Source organism: Enterobacter sp. RHBSTW-01064 (assembly GCF_014103035.1).
In the GTDB taxonomy this organism is placed as follows: domain Bacteria; phylum Pseudomonadota; class Gammaproteobacteria; order Enterobacterales; family Enterobacteriaceae; genus Enterobacter; species Enterobacter mori.
Genome location: NZ_JABXOU010000004.1, coordinates 398,502 through 412,931 on the forward strand (window position 1 = coordinate 398,502; position 14,430 = coordinate 412,931).

18 protein-coding genes and 1 other annotated feature are annotated in these 14,430 nt (G+C 52.3%); of the genes, 3 read left to right on the forward strand and 15 right to left on the reverse strand.

Going from position 1 to position 14,430, the window contains the following annotated elements; all coding sequences use genetic code 11:
• Positions 1-29 precede the first annotated feature (29 nt).
• From HV355_RS14930 to thrS, 13 genes are all read right to left on the reverse strand, one after another.
• Positions 30-740: an EAL domain-containing protein gene (locus HV355_RS14930; protein WP_126815369.1), complete on the reverse strand. Its 711-nt coding sequence runs from the start codon at positions 738-740 to the stop codon at positions 30-32.
• A gap of 294 nt (positions 741-1,034) precedes the next feature.
• Positions 1,035-1,499 carry an NlpC/P60 family protein gene (locus tag HV355_RS14935; protein ID WP_108416813.1) on the reverse strand — a complete coding sequence of 155 codons (465 nt, stop codon included), beginning with the start codon at positions 1,497-1,499 and terminating at the stop codon, positions 1,035-1,037.
• 73 nt (positions 1,500-1,572) lie between these two features.
• Positions 1,573-2,328 carry a vitamin B12 ABC transporter ATP-binding protein BtuD gene (btuD, locus tag HV355_RS14940; protein WP_126815368.1) on the reverse strand — a complete coding sequence of 252 codons (756 nt, stop codon included), beginning with the start codon at positions 2,326-2,328 and terminating at the stop codon, positions 1,573-1,575.
• Positions 2,328-2,879: a glutathione peroxidase gene (locus HV355_RS14945; protein WP_042714875.1), complete on the reverse strand. Its 552-nt coding sequence runs from the start codon at positions 2,877-2,879 to the stop codon at positions 2,328-2,330. Before HV355_RS14945 ends, btuD begins: the two co-directional genes overlap by 1 nt.
• 33 nt (positions 2,880-2,912) lie before the next feature.
• Positions 2,913-3,893 (reverse strand): vitamin B12 ABC transporter permease BtuC, encoded by a 981-nt coding sequence (gene btuC / locus HV355_RS14950; RefSeq protein WP_108416811.1) that lies wholly within the window; start codon positions 3,891-3,893, stop codon positions 2,913-2,915.
• 103 nt (positions 3,894-3,996) lie between these two features.
• Positions 3,997-4,296 carry an integration host factor subunit alpha gene (gene ihfA, locus HV355_RS14955; RefSeq protein ID WP_003857805.1) on the reverse strand — a complete coding sequence of 100 codons (300 nt, stop codon included), beginning with the start codon at positions 4,294-4,296 and terminating at the stop codon, positions 3,997-3,999.
• Between the two features lie 4 nt (positions 4,297-4,300).
• Complete coding sequence (gene pheT / locus HV355_RS14960) at positions 4,301-6,688, reverse strand: phenylalanine--tRNA ligase subunit beta (protein ID WP_182402476.1); 2,388 nt, start codon at positions 6,686-6,688, stop codon at positions 4,301-4,303.
• A gap of 15 nt (positions 6,689-6,703) precedes the next feature.
• On the reverse strand, positions 6,704-7,687 hold the full coding sequence (gene pheS, locus HV355_RS14965) for a phenylalanine--tRNA ligase subunit alpha (protein ID WP_010426091.1): 984 nt from the start codon (positions 7,685-7,687) through the stop codon (positions 6,704-6,706).
• Between the two features lie 62 nt (positions 7,688-7,749).
• Positions 7,750-7,874: a sequence feature (Phe leader region), on the reverse strand.
• Entirely contained in the window at positions 7,825-7,869 is a 45-nt protein-coding gene (gene pheM, locus HV355_RS14970) for a pheST operon leader peptide PheM (protein ID WP_001386830.1), read from the reverse strand. (Overlaps the previous feature by 45 nt.)
• 117 nt (positions 7,875-7,991) lie before the next feature.
• Positions 7,992-8,348 carry a 50S ribosomal protein L20 gene (gene rplT / locus HV355_RS14975; RefSeq protein WP_000124850.1) on the reverse strand — a complete coding sequence of 119 codons (357 nt, stop codon included), beginning with the start codon at positions 8,346-8,348 and terminating at the stop codon, positions 7,992-7,994.
• A 51-nt stretch (positions 8,349-8,399) separates the two neighbouring features.
• Positions 8,400-8,597: a 50S ribosomal protein L35 gene (rpmI, locus tag HV355_RS14980; RefSeq protein ID WP_003030583.1), complete on the reverse strand. Its 198-nt coding sequence runs from the start codon at positions 8,595-8,597 to the stop codon at positions 8,400-8,402.
• Between the two features lie 97 nt (positions 8,598-8,694).
• Positions 8,695-9,237 (reverse strand): translation initiation factor IF-3, encoded by a 543-nt coding sequence (gene infC, locus HV355_RS14985; protein WP_059443439.1) that lies wholly within the window; start codon positions 9,235-9,237, stop codon positions 8,695-8,697.
• Between the two features lie 3 nt (positions 9,238-9,240).
• Complete coding sequence (gene thrS, locus HV355_RS14990) at positions 9,241-11,169, reverse strand: threonine--tRNA ligase (RefSeq protein ID WP_182402478.1); 1,929 nt, start codon at positions 11,167-11,169, stop codon at positions 9,241-9,243.
• A 322-nt stretch (positions 11,170-11,491) separates the two neighbouring features.
• On the opposite strand from thrS, the gene yncL reads away from it, so the two are divergent.
• Positions 11,492-11,584, forward strand: a complete 93-nt coding sequence (yncL, locus tag HV355_RS14995) for a stress response membrane protein YncL (protein WP_071985389.1) — start codon at positions 11,492-11,494, stop codon at positions 11,582-11,584.
• A gap of 99 nt (positions 11,585-11,683) precedes the next feature.
• Positions 11,684-11,791, forward strand: coding sequence for a small membrane protein YniD (gene yniD, locus HV355_RS15000; RefSeq protein WP_010426102.1), 108 nt, complete (start codon positions 11,684-11,686; stop codon positions 11,789-11,791).
• A gap of 137 nt (positions 11,792-11,928) precedes the next feature.
• On the opposite strand, the gene HV355_RS15005 is transcribed toward yniD, so the two are convergent.
• Both HV355_RS15005 and HV355_RS15010 read right to left on the reverse strand, forming a co-directional pair.
• The gene (locus tag HV355_RS15005) at positions 11,929-12,129 is read right to left on the reverse strand and encodes a hypothetical protein (RefSeq protein ID WP_010426103.1); all 201 of its coding nucleotides are present in this window, start codon (positions 12,127-12,129) and stop codon (positions 11,929-11,931) included.
• Between the two features lie 263 nt (positions 12,130-12,392).
• The gene (locus tag HV355_RS15010; RefSeq protein WP_010430164.1) at positions 12,393-13,151 is read right to left on the reverse strand and encodes a YdiY family protein; all 759 of its coding nucleotides are present in this window, start codon (positions 13,149-13,151) and stop codon (positions 12,393-12,395) included.
• Positions 13,152-13,446: 295 nt separating this feature from the next.
• Here HV355_RS15010 and pfkB point away from each other — a divergent pair, with 295 nt between their 5' ends.
• The gene (pfkB, locus tag HV355_RS15015; RefSeq protein ID WP_010426105.1) at positions 13,447-14,379 is read left to right on the forward strand and encodes a 6-phosphofructokinase II; all 933 of its coding nucleotides are present in this window, start codon (positions 13,447-13,449) and stop codon (positions 14,377-14,379) included.
• The last annotated feature ends 51 nt before the right edge of the window (positions 14,380-14,430 follow it).

The window sequence follows — 14,430 nt, forward strand, 5'->3', positions numbered from 1 at the left end:
GTCTTAAACACGGGCGAAGAGAAGGGTTATCATTGAACGAGCGTTGTCACCTGCTCTGCCGGTACGGCAGGCCAGAGATTTCCCTGCATCGCGCCAAAATTAAACGTCAGCACGCGCTGCAACAGGCTGTGATCGTCAATCCCGGATACCATAACCGACTGGCAGTGCGGGGTGATTTGCCAGAGAATAGCGCGCATAAAGGGCTCAAAAGAAAGCGCTGCAGCCCGCTGCTGGATAAAACCCTTGTCCAGTATTACGCGCTTAAACAAACCGTCATAAACCGCTTTGAGAGATGCTGCACCTGCACCAAAGTTTGTCAGCACTAAAGGGAAATGGATTGCCATTCTCGCCAGGTTCAGATCATCTTTTCCATTATTTAAACCTGGATAGTTCTCATTAACAGTAAACTCAAGAAAAGGATAGCGCTCAAGTAATGAAACAGCATTTCCATTAGTTAATAAAAACTCAACTATTACAGGTGTAATATTGATCCATGCAATTAACTGATGCTGAATAAAGAACAGTTTACAGGTGTCGAGCAATTGCAGTTTCTCTTGAAACAGCACTAACTCTTCTGCGGGTGAAAGACGCGGGATAACCAGTTCAGTAGGGATCCTCACTTCCGTGTCAACGCCAGCAAAGTTAACCACAAGCTCTAAACCTTTAAGCTCCCCGGCGCTATTACGCGCAGGCTGCAGCAAAAGTTCAGACTTGTAGGCATTATCTAGCGTAATAATCATTGCACTCGCCCCGCATTAAAGATGAGAGAGGACATCCTGGAGCAATTGACGACACAATTCCACTGTCTTGATTTTAATAAGATTAATTTCATCAGTTCCGTATTATTTTTCAGATTTATCCCTGAATCTAAATTAATCTTATCCTGGTTGCTGTGTAATAGCCAGTTTTAGATAAAACAGATACATATGGACATAAGTAATTCTTCGTAAATTTAACTTTAATCATCTTATATGATTAAAAGCGGCAGAGTTTATTAGTGACCCAGCCGCCAGCGTTGAGCTGTCAAGCAGCGACTAAATACGCCGCGCCTGCCAGAAATTTTTACGCCAGTAGACATTATCGAGCGAAGAGCGCATCACCCCACGGCTGGTCGAAGCATGAATAAACTGGTTGTCCGTATCGTAAATGCCAACATGGAGACCGCTTTCACCCGAACCGGTTTTGAAAAAGACCAGGTCGCCAGGCAGTAACTCATCTTTGTCGATTTCCGTACCTATTTCAGCTTGCTTGCGCGTTTCACGCGGAAGCTGCAAATCAAACTTATCGCGGAAGGTCATCAGAACAAAACCAGAACAGTCCACGCCGCCGCGGCTCATACCGCCGTAGCGATAAGGCGTGCCGCGCCAGTTGCTTAACTGGTCGTTCAGGCTGGCAATCACGGTGATTGAATCCGAGAGCCGGGCGTTAGGGGGTGGCGCACGATGGCTACTGCATCCCGCAAGAAAGAGCGCTGCCACAAAGAGAAACCAGAATCGCATGTCCAGACGAATCCTCTGCTTTTTTATTCTTTTTGTAATTTAGCGTGCAAGTAGGCTACCAGGCAAGAAACGGTTACTCTTGCGCGGTAGAAATCAGCATCTTATGCCCTTCTATGTCCAGCCTGCGGAACGACATATTGTAGGCGCGGGCAAGATTTGGGGGCGTAAGAACCTGGTCACGCGCGCCGCTGGCAATCATTTTGCCTCGCGACAGCAGCCAGACCCTGTGGGCATGACGCAGCGTGTGGTTCAGGTCATGACTGCTCATGACGACGGCTATCCCCTGACGGGACAACCCGCTTAGCAGGGTATCCAGCGCCGCCTGCTGGGCGACATCCAGACCGCTCATCGGCTCGTCCAGAAGCAGCAAGCGTCCGTGAGGATTTCCTGCCGGATGGATCTGCAGGATAACCGCGGCCAGACGCACGCGCTGCCACTCCCCACCGGAGAGCTGGCTGGCGTGACGGGTGAGTTTATCGTCTAACCCTAACGCCGTCGCGACATCCGAGAGCAGCGTGGGGCTGTTTTTATCATGCAGATGCAGCATCAGATAGTGCCAGACCGGCATCGCAAACGGTGGCACCTGCTGCTGAACTAAATAGCTACGCCGATGTGCCAGCGATACCGGTGACCAGTCGGCAAGGGCGTGCCCCTGCAGCACGATCTCACCCGGACCAGAGGTCAAGCCCGCCATGCGTGCCAGCAGCGTGCTTTTACCGGCCCCATTTGGCCCAACAAAATGCAGGATTTCTCCGGCATTGATAGCACCGGTTACCGGCTCCAGACGTCCCTTATCGGCGACGTCCGTGAGCTGCATCAGCAACGTCATTATTTCGCCAGCGCCAGCTTGATAGACTCCATGACGATCGGATCTTCAGGCGTCATATCCGGTGAGAAACGCTGGACAACCTGACCGTCGCGACCAATCAGGAATTTTTCAAAATTCCACAGGATATCGTCAGGATAGAGCGGCGCACGCCCTTTGCTTGCCATACGTTCATAGAAACCGCTGCCCTCTGGCGCCACGGCGGTCGGCGCTGCGGCCACCAGCTTCGCATAGAGCGGGTGGCGGTCTTCACCGTTGACGTCGATCTTGCTGAATAGCGGGAACGTCACGCCATAGGTGGTGCTGCAGAAGGTTTTAATCTCCTCTTCGCTGCCCGGCTCCTGACCCAGGAATTGGTTGCACGGGAAGCCCAGTACGGTGAAACCGTCTTTCTCCCAGGCTTTCTGAATGTTCTCCAGCTGTTCGTACTGCGGCGTCAGGCCACATTTAGATGCCACGTTGACGATGAGCAACACGTTGCCCTTGTAGCCTTCCAGCGTGGTTTTCTCGCCGTCAATGGTGGTCACTTCGGTATTCAGAATATCAGTCTGCATAGCATTCCCTCAGGTTGTCTTACGGGTAGTGATTTAACGTCCAGCTTTTAAGAGTAGCCAGATAAATACCGGCGCGCCCAGCGTAGCGGTCACTACACCAATCGGCAGTTCGGCTGCGCTCAGGGCGAGTCGGGCGATGATGTCAGCCACCAGCAGCGTTGCCGCCCCGGCAACCGCCGAGGCCGGGAGTAACGTCCGATGGTCGGTAATACCGCACAGACGCAACATATGTGGGATAACCAGCCCGATAAAGCCAATCGCCCCCGCCAGCGCCACGCTCACCCCCACCATCCAGCCAATGGCAATCACCAGCGCATTGCGCCAGAAGCTAATCGGCATGCCGAGCTGGCGAGCCGACGTTTCGCCGAGCGCGAGAATATTCAGCGGCTGTGCCTGAAAAGCGGTCCACAGTATGACCGGGATCAACAGCGCCATCAGCCAGCCCTGCCGCCAGTCGACGCCACCGAATCCGCCCATCATCCAGTACATTAGCTGGCGCAAATCGAACGACGTTGAAAAATAGACCGCCCAGGTCATTAACGCGCTGCAGATGATCCCCAGCGCCACCCCGGCAAGCAGCAGCCGACTGGTCGACAGATGCCGTCTGGCAAAACGCAGAAGAATGAGGGTTATCAGCAAGGCGCCGAGAATAGCGCTAAAGCTAATGCTCCACGCTGAGAGCGCCCCGCCCCCCAGCATGACAGCCGCAATCAGCCCCACGCCAGCCCCATTCGACACGCCAAGCAGCCCGGGCTCCGCCAGCGGATTTTCAAACAGCGCCTGCATGATGGTACCGCACAGCGCCAGCGCGGCCCCCACCAGGATCACCGCCAGCGTGCGCGGCAGGCGTATTTGCCAGACGAAAAGCTGGCCATCCGGACCCAGCCAGCTTTCCGGCCCCAGCCACCTGTCGCCCGCGCACAGGCTAACGACAGCGGCCACAATGAGCAGCAGCGCAAGCAGAAGCAGGCGACGTCGATCGGAAAGGTGCTGGCGATGGGCAAAATCAAGCATGGGTATGGTTTTAGTCACGTGAGATGTAATTGATTTTACGGTGGGTTTGCAGAAGAGCGCAAAGAAAAAAGGCCGCAATAGCGGCCTTTTTAGTTAGTTCATATTACTCTGCTTTAGGCGTTGCGTTTTCGACACGGCTTTTTAACTTCTGGCCGGGTCTGAAGGTCACCACGCGGCGGGCTGTAATGGGAATATCTTCCCCCGTCTTCGGGTTGCGACCCGGACGTTGGTTTTTGTCTCGCAAATCAAAATTGCCAAAACCGGAGAGTTTTACCTGCTCACCATTTTCCAGAGCACGACGGATCTCTTCGAAAAACAGCTCTACCAGCTCTTTGGCATCCCGTTTGCTAAGCCCAAGCTTATCAAACAGATATTCTGACATTTCAGCTTTTGTAAGCGCCATAGGTTCAATCCCTCAATGATGCCTGGAATCGCTCTTTTAATGCCTCTACACATCTGGCAACGGTAGCGGCAATCTCCTCTTCTTCGAGTGTACGGCTGGTATCCTGAAGGATAAGGCTAATAGCGAGGCTCTTGAAACCTTCTGCTACGCCCTTGCCGCGGTACACGTCAAATAAGTTTACGCCAACTACCTGATTTACGCCAACTTTCTTACATTCGGCCAAAATATCTGCTGCGGGCACGTTTTCAGCGACGACAACCGCGATATCACGGCGGTTCGCCGGGAAGCGTGATACGTCCTGCGCCTGAGGAATGACGCGGTCTGCGACCGGGTTCCACTCCAGCTCGAACACGATGGTACGGCCATTCAGGTCCAGCTTACGCTCCAGCTCCGGATGAACAACTCCAATGAAACCAACGCGTTTACCGTCTAAATAAATCGCCGCGCTCTGGCCCGGATGCAGGGCTGGATTCGCTTCTGCGCGGAATTCAATTTCAGATAATTTACCGGTCAGATCGAGAATGGCTTCCAGATCGCCCTTCATATCGTAGAAATCAACCGTACCTTTTGCCAGATCCCAGTGCTCTTCATAGCGGTTACCGCTGATAGCCCCCGCCAGCATGAGATCCTGACGGATGCCTAAATTCGCCTGAGTATCCGGTACAAAGCGCAAACCGCTTTCGAAAATGCGCACGCGGTTTTGCTGACGATTCTGGTTGTACACGATAGTGCCGAGCAGGCCGGTCCACAGGGACAGACGCATCGCGGACATCTCGCTGGAGATCGGGCTTGGCAGGATTAGCGCCTCCTGGCTCGGGTGGATCAGCTGCTGCAGCTTAGGATCAACAAAGCTGTAGGTGATCACTTCCTGATAGCCTTTGTCGTTGAGCATGGTTTTCACACGCTTCAGGGACAGGTCGGCTTCACGGTGGGTGCCCATCACCAGACCCGCCTGTACCGGCTCGTCAGGGATATTGTTGTAGCCGTAAACGCGGGCCACTTCTTCCACCAGATCTTCTTCAATTTCCATGTCGAAACGCCATGATGGCGCAACGGCTTTCCACTCGTCCTGGCCTTCGGTCACTTCACAGCCCAGACGGGTCAGAATGTCGGTAACCTGTGCATCGGCAACGTGGTGGCCAATCAGGCGATCCAGCTTGCTGCGGCGCAGGGTAATGGTGGCACGCTTAGGCAGCGTCGCTTCGTTGGTCACGTCGATAACCGGACCCGCTTCTCCCCCGCAGATGTCGATCAGCAGGCGAGTCGCACGTTCCATCGCCTTGTACTGCAGAGCCGGGTCAACGCCGCGCTCGTAGCGGTGAGAGGCATCGGTATGCAGACCGTGGCGGCGTGCGCGGCCGGTAATGGAGAGTGGGCTGAAGAACGCGCATTCCAGCAGAACGTTTTGCGTTTCATCGTTCACGCCAGAGTGTTCACCCCCGAAGATACCGCCCATTGCCAGCGCTTTGCTGTGGTCAGCAATCACCAGAGTATCAGCCTTCAGTTTGGCTTCGCTGCCGTCCAGCAGAACCAGGGTTTCGCCCTCTTTCGCCATGCGCACAACGATGCCGCCGTCGATACGATCTTTATCGAACGCGTGCATCGGCTGGCCCAGCTCCAGCAGAACGTAGTTGGTTACGTCAACAACCGCATCGATAGAGCGGATACCGCAGCGGCGCAGCTTCTCTTTCATCCACAGCGGCGTTGGCGCCTTAACGTTAATACCTTTCACCACGCGGCCCAGATAGCGCGGGCAAGCATCCGCAGCCTCAACCTGGATTGGCAGCGTGTCGCTGATGGTCGCTTCAACCGGCGCAATCTCCGGCGCGTTCAGTTCAGTCTGGTTCAGCACGGCAACGTCGCGCGCCACGCCGATGATGCCCAGGCAATCGGCGCGGTTTGGCGTCACGCTGATTTCGATGGTGTTGTCATCAAGTTTCAGGTATTCGCGGATATCGGTTCCGATCGGCGCATCCAGCGGCAGTTCGATAATGCCGTTATGGTCGTCGGAAATACCCAGCTCGGAGAAGGAGCACAGCATGCCTTCAGACGGCTCGCCGCGCAGCTTAGCCGCTTTAATTTTGAAATCGCCCGGCAGCACCGCACCGACGGTCGCCACGGCCACCTTCAGGCCCTGACGGCAGTTTGGCGCACCGCAGACGATATCCAGCAGACGGTCACCGCCCACGTTCACTTTTGTCACGCGCAGTTTGTCAGCGTTAGGGTGCTGGCCGCACTCGACCACTTCACCCACCACCACGCCGGTAAAAGCACCCGAGACAGGATCGACGCCATCAACTTCCAGACCCGCCATGGTGATCTGGTTAGAAAGTGCTTCGCTGTCGAGCGTCGTGTTCACCCATTCGCGTAACCACAGTTCACTGAATTTCATTGTTCTGTCCTGCCCTTATTTAAACTGTTTGAGGAAACGCAGATCGTTTTCGAAGAATGCACGTAAGTCGGTCACGCCGTAGCGCAGCATGGTCAGACGCTCCATGCCCATACCGAAGGCAAAGCCGGAGTACACTTCCGGATCGATACCCACGTTGCGCAGCACGTTTGGATGCACCATACCGCAGCCCAGCACTTCCAGCCATTTGCCGTTTTTACCCATCACGTCAACTTCCGCAGACGGTTCGGTGAACGGGAAGTAGGACGGACGGAAACGAACCTGCAGATCTTCCTCAAAGAAGTTGTTCAGGAAATCGTGCAGCGTACCCTTCAGGTTGGTGAAGCTGATGTTTTTATCAACAATCAGACCTTCCATCTGGTGGAACATTGGGGTGTGGGTCTGATCGTAGTCGTTACGATAGACGCGGCCCGGCGCGATAATACGGATTGGCGGCTCCTGATCCTTCATGGTACGGATCTGTACGCCGGAGGTCTGAGTACGCAGGAGACGCGTAGCGTCGAACCAGAAAGTGTCGTGGTCAGCGCGTGCCGGATGATGGCCAGGAATGTTCAGGGCATCGAAGTTGTGATAATCATCTTCAATTTCCGGGCCAGTCGCCACGGTAAAGCCGAGCTCACCGAAGAAACTTTCAATGCGATCGATGGTACGGGTTACCGGGTGCAGACCACCGTTTTCAATACGGCGACCGGGCAGAGAAACGTCGATGGTTTCCGCCGCCAGACGCGCATTCAGCACCGCGCTTTCGAGTTCAGCTTTACGCGCGTTTAGCGCCTGCTGTACCTGCTCTTTGGCTTCGTTAATCACCGCACCCGCTGCCGGGCGTTCTTCCGGCGGCAGCTCACGCAGGGTAGTCATTTGAAGGGTTAAATGCCCTTTCTTGCCCAGATATTCGACGCGGACATTGTCTAACGCGGCAACATCTGAGGCCTGGTTAATGGCGGCCGTTGCACTGGCAACCAGCTCTGCGAGATGTGACATGGTTTTCCTCATTATGTCGGTGCAGACACCGATTTGGTGGACTTATTCTCTCGAATTTAGACACAAAAAAAGCCTCCATCGGGAGGCTTATCTGGCGCTGTTTTTCGTTTCATCTTTCACGCGCTAGCCTCCTGAATTCAGGTGCTAAAGTAAAAGAAGAAGCGGAAAATAGCAGCATTCATGCTTGCGTTACCTTATGTGGTAAAAACCGTAAAGACCTTATTGAAAAGCCTGGACGGGTAAAAGTCAATGTTCTGATGATGTTAAAACAAAAGAGGGAGCAAAGCTCCCTCTCTCAACTGGCTTATGCCAGTGCTGCTTTCGCTTTTTCGACCAGAGCGGTGAACGCTACTTTGTCGAATACTGCGATGTCAGCCAGGATCTTACGGTCGATTTCAACAGAGGCTTTTTTCAGGCCGTTGATGAATTTGCTGTAAGAAATACCGTTCTGACGTGCTGCTGCGTTGATACGCGCAATCCACAGTTGACGGAACTGACGCTTACGCTGACGACGGTCACGGTAAGCGTACTGACCTGCTTTGATAACAGCCTGGAAGGCAACGCGGTATACGCGTGAACGCGCACCGTAGTAGCCTTTAGCTTGTTTCAAAATTTTCTTGTGACGTGCACGTGCAATTACACCACGTTTTACGCGAGCCATGTGTGCTCTCCTGTATCTATATTCTTAGTAAAAAAATTAAACGTTAACGGCTTATGCGTACGGCAGGCACGCGATAACCAGACCCAGATCGCCTTTAGAAACAAGGCCTTTTGGACGCAGGTGACGTTTACGCTTAGTAGATTTTTTGGTCAGAATATGACGCAGGTTTGCGTGCTTACGCTTAAATCCACCACCACCGGTTTTTTTGAAGCGCTTAGCAGCACCGCGTACGGTCTTAATTTTTGGCATCTTAATAACTTCCACTTCGCATTGTTAAATAAACGAAACATAGGCGAACAAAACCTATGAAACCCGAAGGCTCCACAGATTTTGCTGCTTGAAGGCCTTACTGTTTCTTCTTAGGAGCGAGCACCATGATCATCTGGCGGCCTTCGATCTTCGTAGGGAAGGATTCGACTACTGCCAGTTCACTCAGATCTTCACGGACGCGGTTAAGCACTTCCATACCGATCTGTTGGTGGGCCATCTCACGACCGCGGAAACGCAGTGTGATCTTGGCCTTATCGCCATCTTCCAGAAAGCGAATCAGGCTGCGGAGTTTTACCTGATAATCGCCATCGTCGGTACCAGGACGGAATTTGATTTCCTTAACCTGGATAACTTTTTGCTTCTTCTTCTGTTCCTTAGAAGACTTACTCTTTTCATAAAGGAACTTGCCGTAGTCCATGATACGACAAACTGGCGGTTCGGCGTTAGGGCTGATTTCAACTAAATCTACTCCAGCTTCTTCAGCTTTTTCGATCGCTTCTCTCAGACTCACAATTCCCAGTGGTTCACCTTCAAGATCTGTTAAGCGAACTTCCTGGGCGCGAATCTCGCCATTGATACGATTCGGACGTGCCGTTTGAACTCGTTTTCCGCCTTTAATACCTTATTCCTCCAGTTGTTGAAGACTGCGGCTGCGAATCTCTTGTTGCAGCTTCTCAATCACTTCACTTACGTCCAGGCTCCCCAGGTCTTTACCACGGCGGGTGCGAACGGCAACTTTGCCTGCTTCCACCTCTTTATCACCACAGACCAACATATACGGGACACGACGTAAAGTGTGCTCGCGGATTTTAAAGCCAATCTTCTCATTTCTCAAGTCTGCTTTTACGCGAATGCCCGCATTTTGTAGTTTCTGCGTCAATTCTTTAACGTAATCCGCCTGAGAATCGGTAATGTTCATCACCACGACCTGCACTGGCGCAAGCCAGGTTGGGAAGAAGCCCGCGAACTCTTCGGTCAGGATGCCGATGAAGCGCTCCAGAGAACCGAGAATTGCACGGTGAATCATTACCGGTACCTGACGCTCGTTGTCTTCGCCAACATAAGAGGCGCTTAAACGCTGCGGCAGGGAGAAGTCCAGCTGTACAGTACCGCACTGCCATGCGCGATCGAGGCAGTCATACAGGGTAAATTCAATTTTCGGACCGTAGAATGCGCCCTCACCCAGCTGGTATTCGAACGGAATGCCGTTCTCTTCCAGCGCCACGGCGAGATCCGCTTCTGCGCGATCCCAGGTCTCATCGCTACCGATACGTTTTTCCGGACGCGTTGAGAGTTTGACCACGATCTTCTCGAAGCCAAAGGTGCTGTACATATCGTAGACCATACGAATACAGGCGTTAACTTCGTCACGTACCTGATCTTCAGTACAGAAGATATGCGCATCATCCTGAGTAAAGCCACGAACGCGCATCAGACCGTGCAGCGCACCTGATGGCTCGTTACGGTGGCAGCTACCGAACTCCGCCATACGCAGCGGCAGGTCGCGGTAGGATTTCAGACCCTGGTTGAAGATCTGAACGTGACCCGGGCAGTTCATTGGCTTGATGCAGTACTCACGATTCTCAGACGAGGTGGTGAACATCGCATCTTTGTAGTTGTCCCAGTGGCCGGTTTTTTCCCACAGCACACGGTCCATCATGAACGGGCCTTTCACTTCCTGGTACTGGTACTCTTTCAGCTTGGAGCGAACGAAGGTTTCCAGTTCACGGAAGATAGTCCAGCCGTCGTTATGCCAGAACACCATACCCGGCGCTTCTTCCTGCATATGATACAGGTCAAGCTGCTTACCGATTTTACGGTGGTCACGCTTCGCAGCCTCTTCAAGGCGCTGCAGGTACGCGCTCAGGGCTTTCTTATCTGCCCATGCGGTACCATAAATACGCTGCAACATCTTGTTGTTGCTGTCGCCACGCCAGTAGGCGCCCGCGATCTTCATCAGCTTGAAGTGATGACAGAAGCGCATGTTCGGCACGTGCGGTCCACGGCACATGTCGACGTATTCTTCGTGATGGTACAAACCAGGCTTGTCATCATGCGAAATATTTTCGTCAAGAATAGAGACTTTATAGTTCTCACCGCGCTTCACGAAGGTTTCACGCGCTTCGTGCCAGCTGACTTTCTTCTTGATGACGTCATAGTTGGTTTCGGCGAGCTCGTGCATACGTTTTTCGAGCGCGTCGATATCTTCCTGGGTCAGGGTATGATCGAGGTCAACGTCATAGTAGAAGCCGTTGTCGATAACCGGACCGATCGCCATTTTGGTGTTTGGCCACAGCTGTTTAATCGCATGACCTAACAGGTGCGCGCAGGAGTGACGAATGATCTCAAGACCTTCTTCGTCTTTCGCGGTGATGATAGACAGCGTCGCATCGCTCTCGATCAGATCGGACGCATCAACCAGCTCACCATTTACACGGCCAGCGATGGTCGCTTTCGCGAGTCCAGGGCCGATATCCAGGGCAACATCCATTGGGCTAACAGCGTGGTCGTAATGGCGTTGGCTGCCATCAGGAAGAGTAATTACAGGCATTTTATATCCTTATTTGCAGTGATGCCCCACACATAAGAGCATATACAAAGAAAATAATCATTATTTAACAATAGATTACGAAACCATCTGACCAACAATCGTCAAATTGGCTCGTCATCATGCTCCCGCCGATTTCAGACAAATGCGGATTTACGGCAAGCACCCTAATGGTAACACTAATGAAAGGGCGAATGCACCCTCTGCGACCAGTTTGAACCTTCACTCATCGGTATGAGTGAAGGAACTTTCGCGAACCATGGCTCGCAATTCAAAAGTGCTGAGCTATTCTTGAACAGGTCCTTACACACCCAAGGGGCATCACATGAATGTGTCCAGTAGAACCGTTGTGATATTGAATATCCTTTCCGCTGCCGGTCTAGTGTTGATTCTTGCCGACAGATTCCATTGGTTCTGACATGAATCAATGCCGTGACATAACCCGTTGTCCCGAATAATGCGCTTTTTACCGCATTTTTTTGGTAGACTGGAACAATAAACTGACAAGGAAGAGGTTATGCCAACAAAACGCTTTGCCGCGAAGCACTGGAAAATGGTGGTCGTATTAATTGCAATCTGCGGTGCAATGTTGTTATTGCGCTGGGCTGCAATGATATGGGGTTAGTGTTAACGCATTGCAAGCAAAAGTAATAAGACATCAAACCCTGAAAAATCTTTGAATATCTTTACAGCATTGATGTGATGAAAACCGGTACATCACAATCCGGTTTTTTACGGTGAAGTTTAAAACTGAAACACGTATCAGGACCACTCACCGGCTACCAGTGTATGCACGTCAAACGCATCATTCATTGACTGACCGGTAGACTGTGACGCCGGGGCGATGTTTGAACCCGCTTCAACATCAGAGGCGGTGCTAATACCAGTGCGATCAGCAGCGAATACGCCAAAAGAGAGTGCTGAAAGCACCATTGCTGCTGCAGCAGTTTTGATTTTTTTCATCATGATTATTCTCATACCTAATTAGAGCATAAAGACCTAAGGCTGAATTTTGCCTGTAGTGTCAGTGTAGATCTGGATCACACTTTTGCATAGTCAGTTTATTTATCAATTCGTGTCAAATAATCTGAATATTCGGGGAGCGGTGTAATTATGAAGAAAGTATGGGGATATTTTCGGACCAATTATTTTAAAACACCGTTTAATATAAATCAGCACAATTTCAAAAATTAAAAAAGGGCCGAAATAATGTCGGCCCATTCAGATTACATTTTATAACCCAAAGAAATTGTCGTCCTGCGGTCGGTATGATCCGGCGCAGTTTCAGGCGGTGCTGAGTTCCAGGTCACGTTGTACGCTACCTTTAACCCAAAGTGTTCATTGATGGCCACATTCAGCGCCGTCTCGGAGTTCAGCGTCGTATCATCAGCACCGAATACCGAAACACCCTGCGTGAATTTGGTGTTGTCGGTCATCTGCCAGGCGTAAGTGCCCGACGCATAGCCCAGCGGTTGGGTTTTGGTATCACCGTCGGTGTATTCGTCATAACGTACGCCTGGACCGAATTCAAAACGCAGGCTGTGTACCGGTCCATTCAGGAACTGGCGACCATAACCCGCAGTGAAGACATCACGCTGCCGGTAGCCGTTATAGCGGTCGGTTAGCCAGCTTGCCTGACCGAACAGGTAATCATAATCGGTCATATTGTAACGACTACGCCCGCCTACGGCGTATTTCTCTGACGATCGTTCGTCATTCGCTGAGGTGTTGCTGGCATTCCCCCACAGTGACCAGGCGGTGGTGTTGCCATACCACGTCAGGGTGCTGTCTGCGGTCAGGGAAGAGCTTTTCGTGTTGCCGGATTGCGCCAGATACCCTGCGTTCAGGTTACCTTCAAAAGGTTTTTGCGCTGTGGAGGGATCGTCCATGACAGTAAAAACGGTATCATCGGCGATTGCATTCATTGACGCAAACACGCCACCCACCAGCATCATTGCAGCGGGTACTGTCTTCAAAAGCTTCATTTTATTAAGGAGTCCATACAACAAAAAAAGAGACCATCACGGTCTCGGAAACTTTCTTGAGGATCAATGACAAGGCGTCCAGAGAAAGGTAACAAATTATAAAAAGCCGCAAATAACATAGCAATGTTTTCTTATTTCATTTTTTGAATAAGAACGATCCCAAAACGACTTTTATTTTATAAAAACAATACCGCCCTTTTGTCAGCATTCATATTTAAAATCATACTGTTATTTACGTTGTCTTCCTGTCGATTGGTGCCAGGCTTAAAGGAACCCATGCAAAAAGGAGGTTATGATGGTTCCTGTCTACACGCTAACACTCTCCCCTTCTCTCGATTCCGCTACCTTAACCGCACAGATTTACCCGGAAGGTAAACTACGCTGTAGCGCCCCGGTGTTTGAGCCCGGTGGTGGCGGTATCAACGTCGCACGCGCCATTACCCACCTTGGAGGCAAAGCGACGGCGATTTTTCCTGCCGGTGGTGCCACTGGTGAACATCTGGTGTCTCTGCTGGCAGACGAACAGGTTGCCGTGCAGACCGTAGAGGCCAGCGACTGGACGCGTCAGAACCTGCACGTTCACGTTGAGTCCAGCGGCGAGCAGTACCGCTTTGTCATGCCCGGGGCAAAATTGAGTGATGATGAGTTTCGTCAGCTTGAGGAGAAGGTCCTGACAATTGAAAGGGGTGCTTTGCTGGTGATCAGCGGCAGCCTGCCGCCGGGCGTGAGCACAGAGAAACTCACAGCATTAATTCGGGCAGCCCAGCAACGGGGCATCCGGTGCATTGTCGACAGTTCCGGCGAGGCGTTAAAAGCCGCCCTGGAGCCGGGCAACCTTGAGCTGGTCAAACCTAATCAGAAAGAGCTAAGCGCGCTGGTGAATCGTGAACTCACCCAGCCGGATGACGTCCGTAACGCTGCGCAAGAGCTAATACGCAGCGGCAAGGCATTGCGTGTGGTGGTTTCCCTTGGCCCTCAGGGTGCGCTGGCCGTGGATGGAACGGGCTATGTGCAGGTTGTGCCACCCCCCATGAAAAGCCAGAGCACCGTTGGCGCAGGCGACAGCATGGTGGGGGCGATGACGCTGAAGCTGGCGCAGGGGGCGTCGCTGCTGGAGATGACGCGCTACGGCGTTGCAGCAGGTAGCGCTGCAACCATCAATCAGGGAACGCGGCTTTGTTCGCTGCCTGACACCGAAAAAATTGTTGATTATCTGTCCCAAAATTAACCGCCACCTCTCTCTTCCGGAGAGAGGGGAAAGACGAGCCATAGTCGCCAA

What these genes read in the sequence shown, in the direction of transcription:
- btuD (WP_126815368.1), bottom strand. Translation starts at nt 2,328, where the DNA reads ATGACGTTGCTGATGCAGCTCACGGACGTCGCCGATAAGGGACGTCTG.
- pfkB (WP_010426105.1), top strand. Translation starts at nt 13,447, where the DNA reads ATGGTTCCTGTCTACACGCTAACACTCTCCCCTTCTCTCGATTCCGCT.
- pheS (WP_010426091.1), bottom strand. Translation starts at nt 7,687, where the DNA reads ATGTCACATCTCGCAGAGCTGGTTGCCAGTGCAACGGCCGCCATTAAC.
- HV355_RS14935 (WP_108416813.1), bottom strand. Translation starts at nt 1,499, where the DNA reads ATGCGATTCTGGTTTCTCTTTGTGGCAGCGCTCTTTCTTGCGGGATGC.
- yncL (WP_071985389.1), top strand. Translation starts at nt 11,492, where the DNA reads ATGAATGTGTCCAGTAGAACCGTTGTGATATTGAATATCCTTTCCGCT.
- rplT (WP_000124850.1), bottom strand. Translation starts at nt 8,348, where the DNA reads ATGGCTCGCGTAAAACGTGGTGTAATTGCACGTGCACGTCACAAGAAA.
- HV355_RS14930 (WP_126815369.1), bottom strand. Translation starts at nt 740, where the DNA reads ATGATTATTACGCTAGATAATGCCTACAAGTCTGAACTTTTGCTGCAG.
- pheT (WP_182402476.1), bottom strand. Translation starts at nt 6,688, where the DNA reads ATGAAATTCAGTGAACTGTGGTTACGCGAATGGGTGAACACGACGCTC.
- HV355_RS14945 (WP_042714875.1), bottom strand. Translation starts at nt 2,879, where the DNA reads ATGCAGACTGATATTCTGAATACCGAAGTGACCACCATTGACGGCGAG.
- yniD (WP_010426102.1), top strand. Translation starts at nt 11,684, where the DNA reads ATGCCAACAAAACGCTTTGCCGCGAAGCACTGGAAAATGGTGGTCGTA.
- ihfA (WP_003857805.1), bottom strand. Translation starts at nt 4,296, where the DNA reads ATGGCGCTTACAAAAGCTGAAATGTCAGAATATCTGTTTGATAAGCTT.
- rpmI (WP_003030583.1), bottom strand. Translation starts at nt 8,597, where the DNA reads ATGCCAAAAATTAAGACCGTACGCGGTGCTGCTAAGCGCTTCAAAAAA.
- HV355_RS15010 (WP_010430164.1), bottom strand. Translation starts at nt 13,151, where the DNA reads ATGAAGCTTTTGAAGACAGTACCCGCTGCAATGATGCTGGTGGGTGGC.
- HV355_RS15005 (WP_010426103.1), bottom strand. Translation starts at nt 12,129, where the DNA reads ATGAAAAAAATCAAAACTGCTGCAGCAGCAATGGTGCTTTCAGCACTC.
- btuC (WP_108416811.1), bottom strand. Translation starts at nt 3,893, where the DNA reads ATGCTTGATTTTGCCCATCGCCAGCACCTTTCCGATCGACGTCGCCTG.
- thrS (WP_182402478.1), bottom strand. Translation starts at nt 11,169, where the DNA reads ATGCCTGTAATTACTCTTCCTGATGGCAGCCAACGCCATTACGACCAC.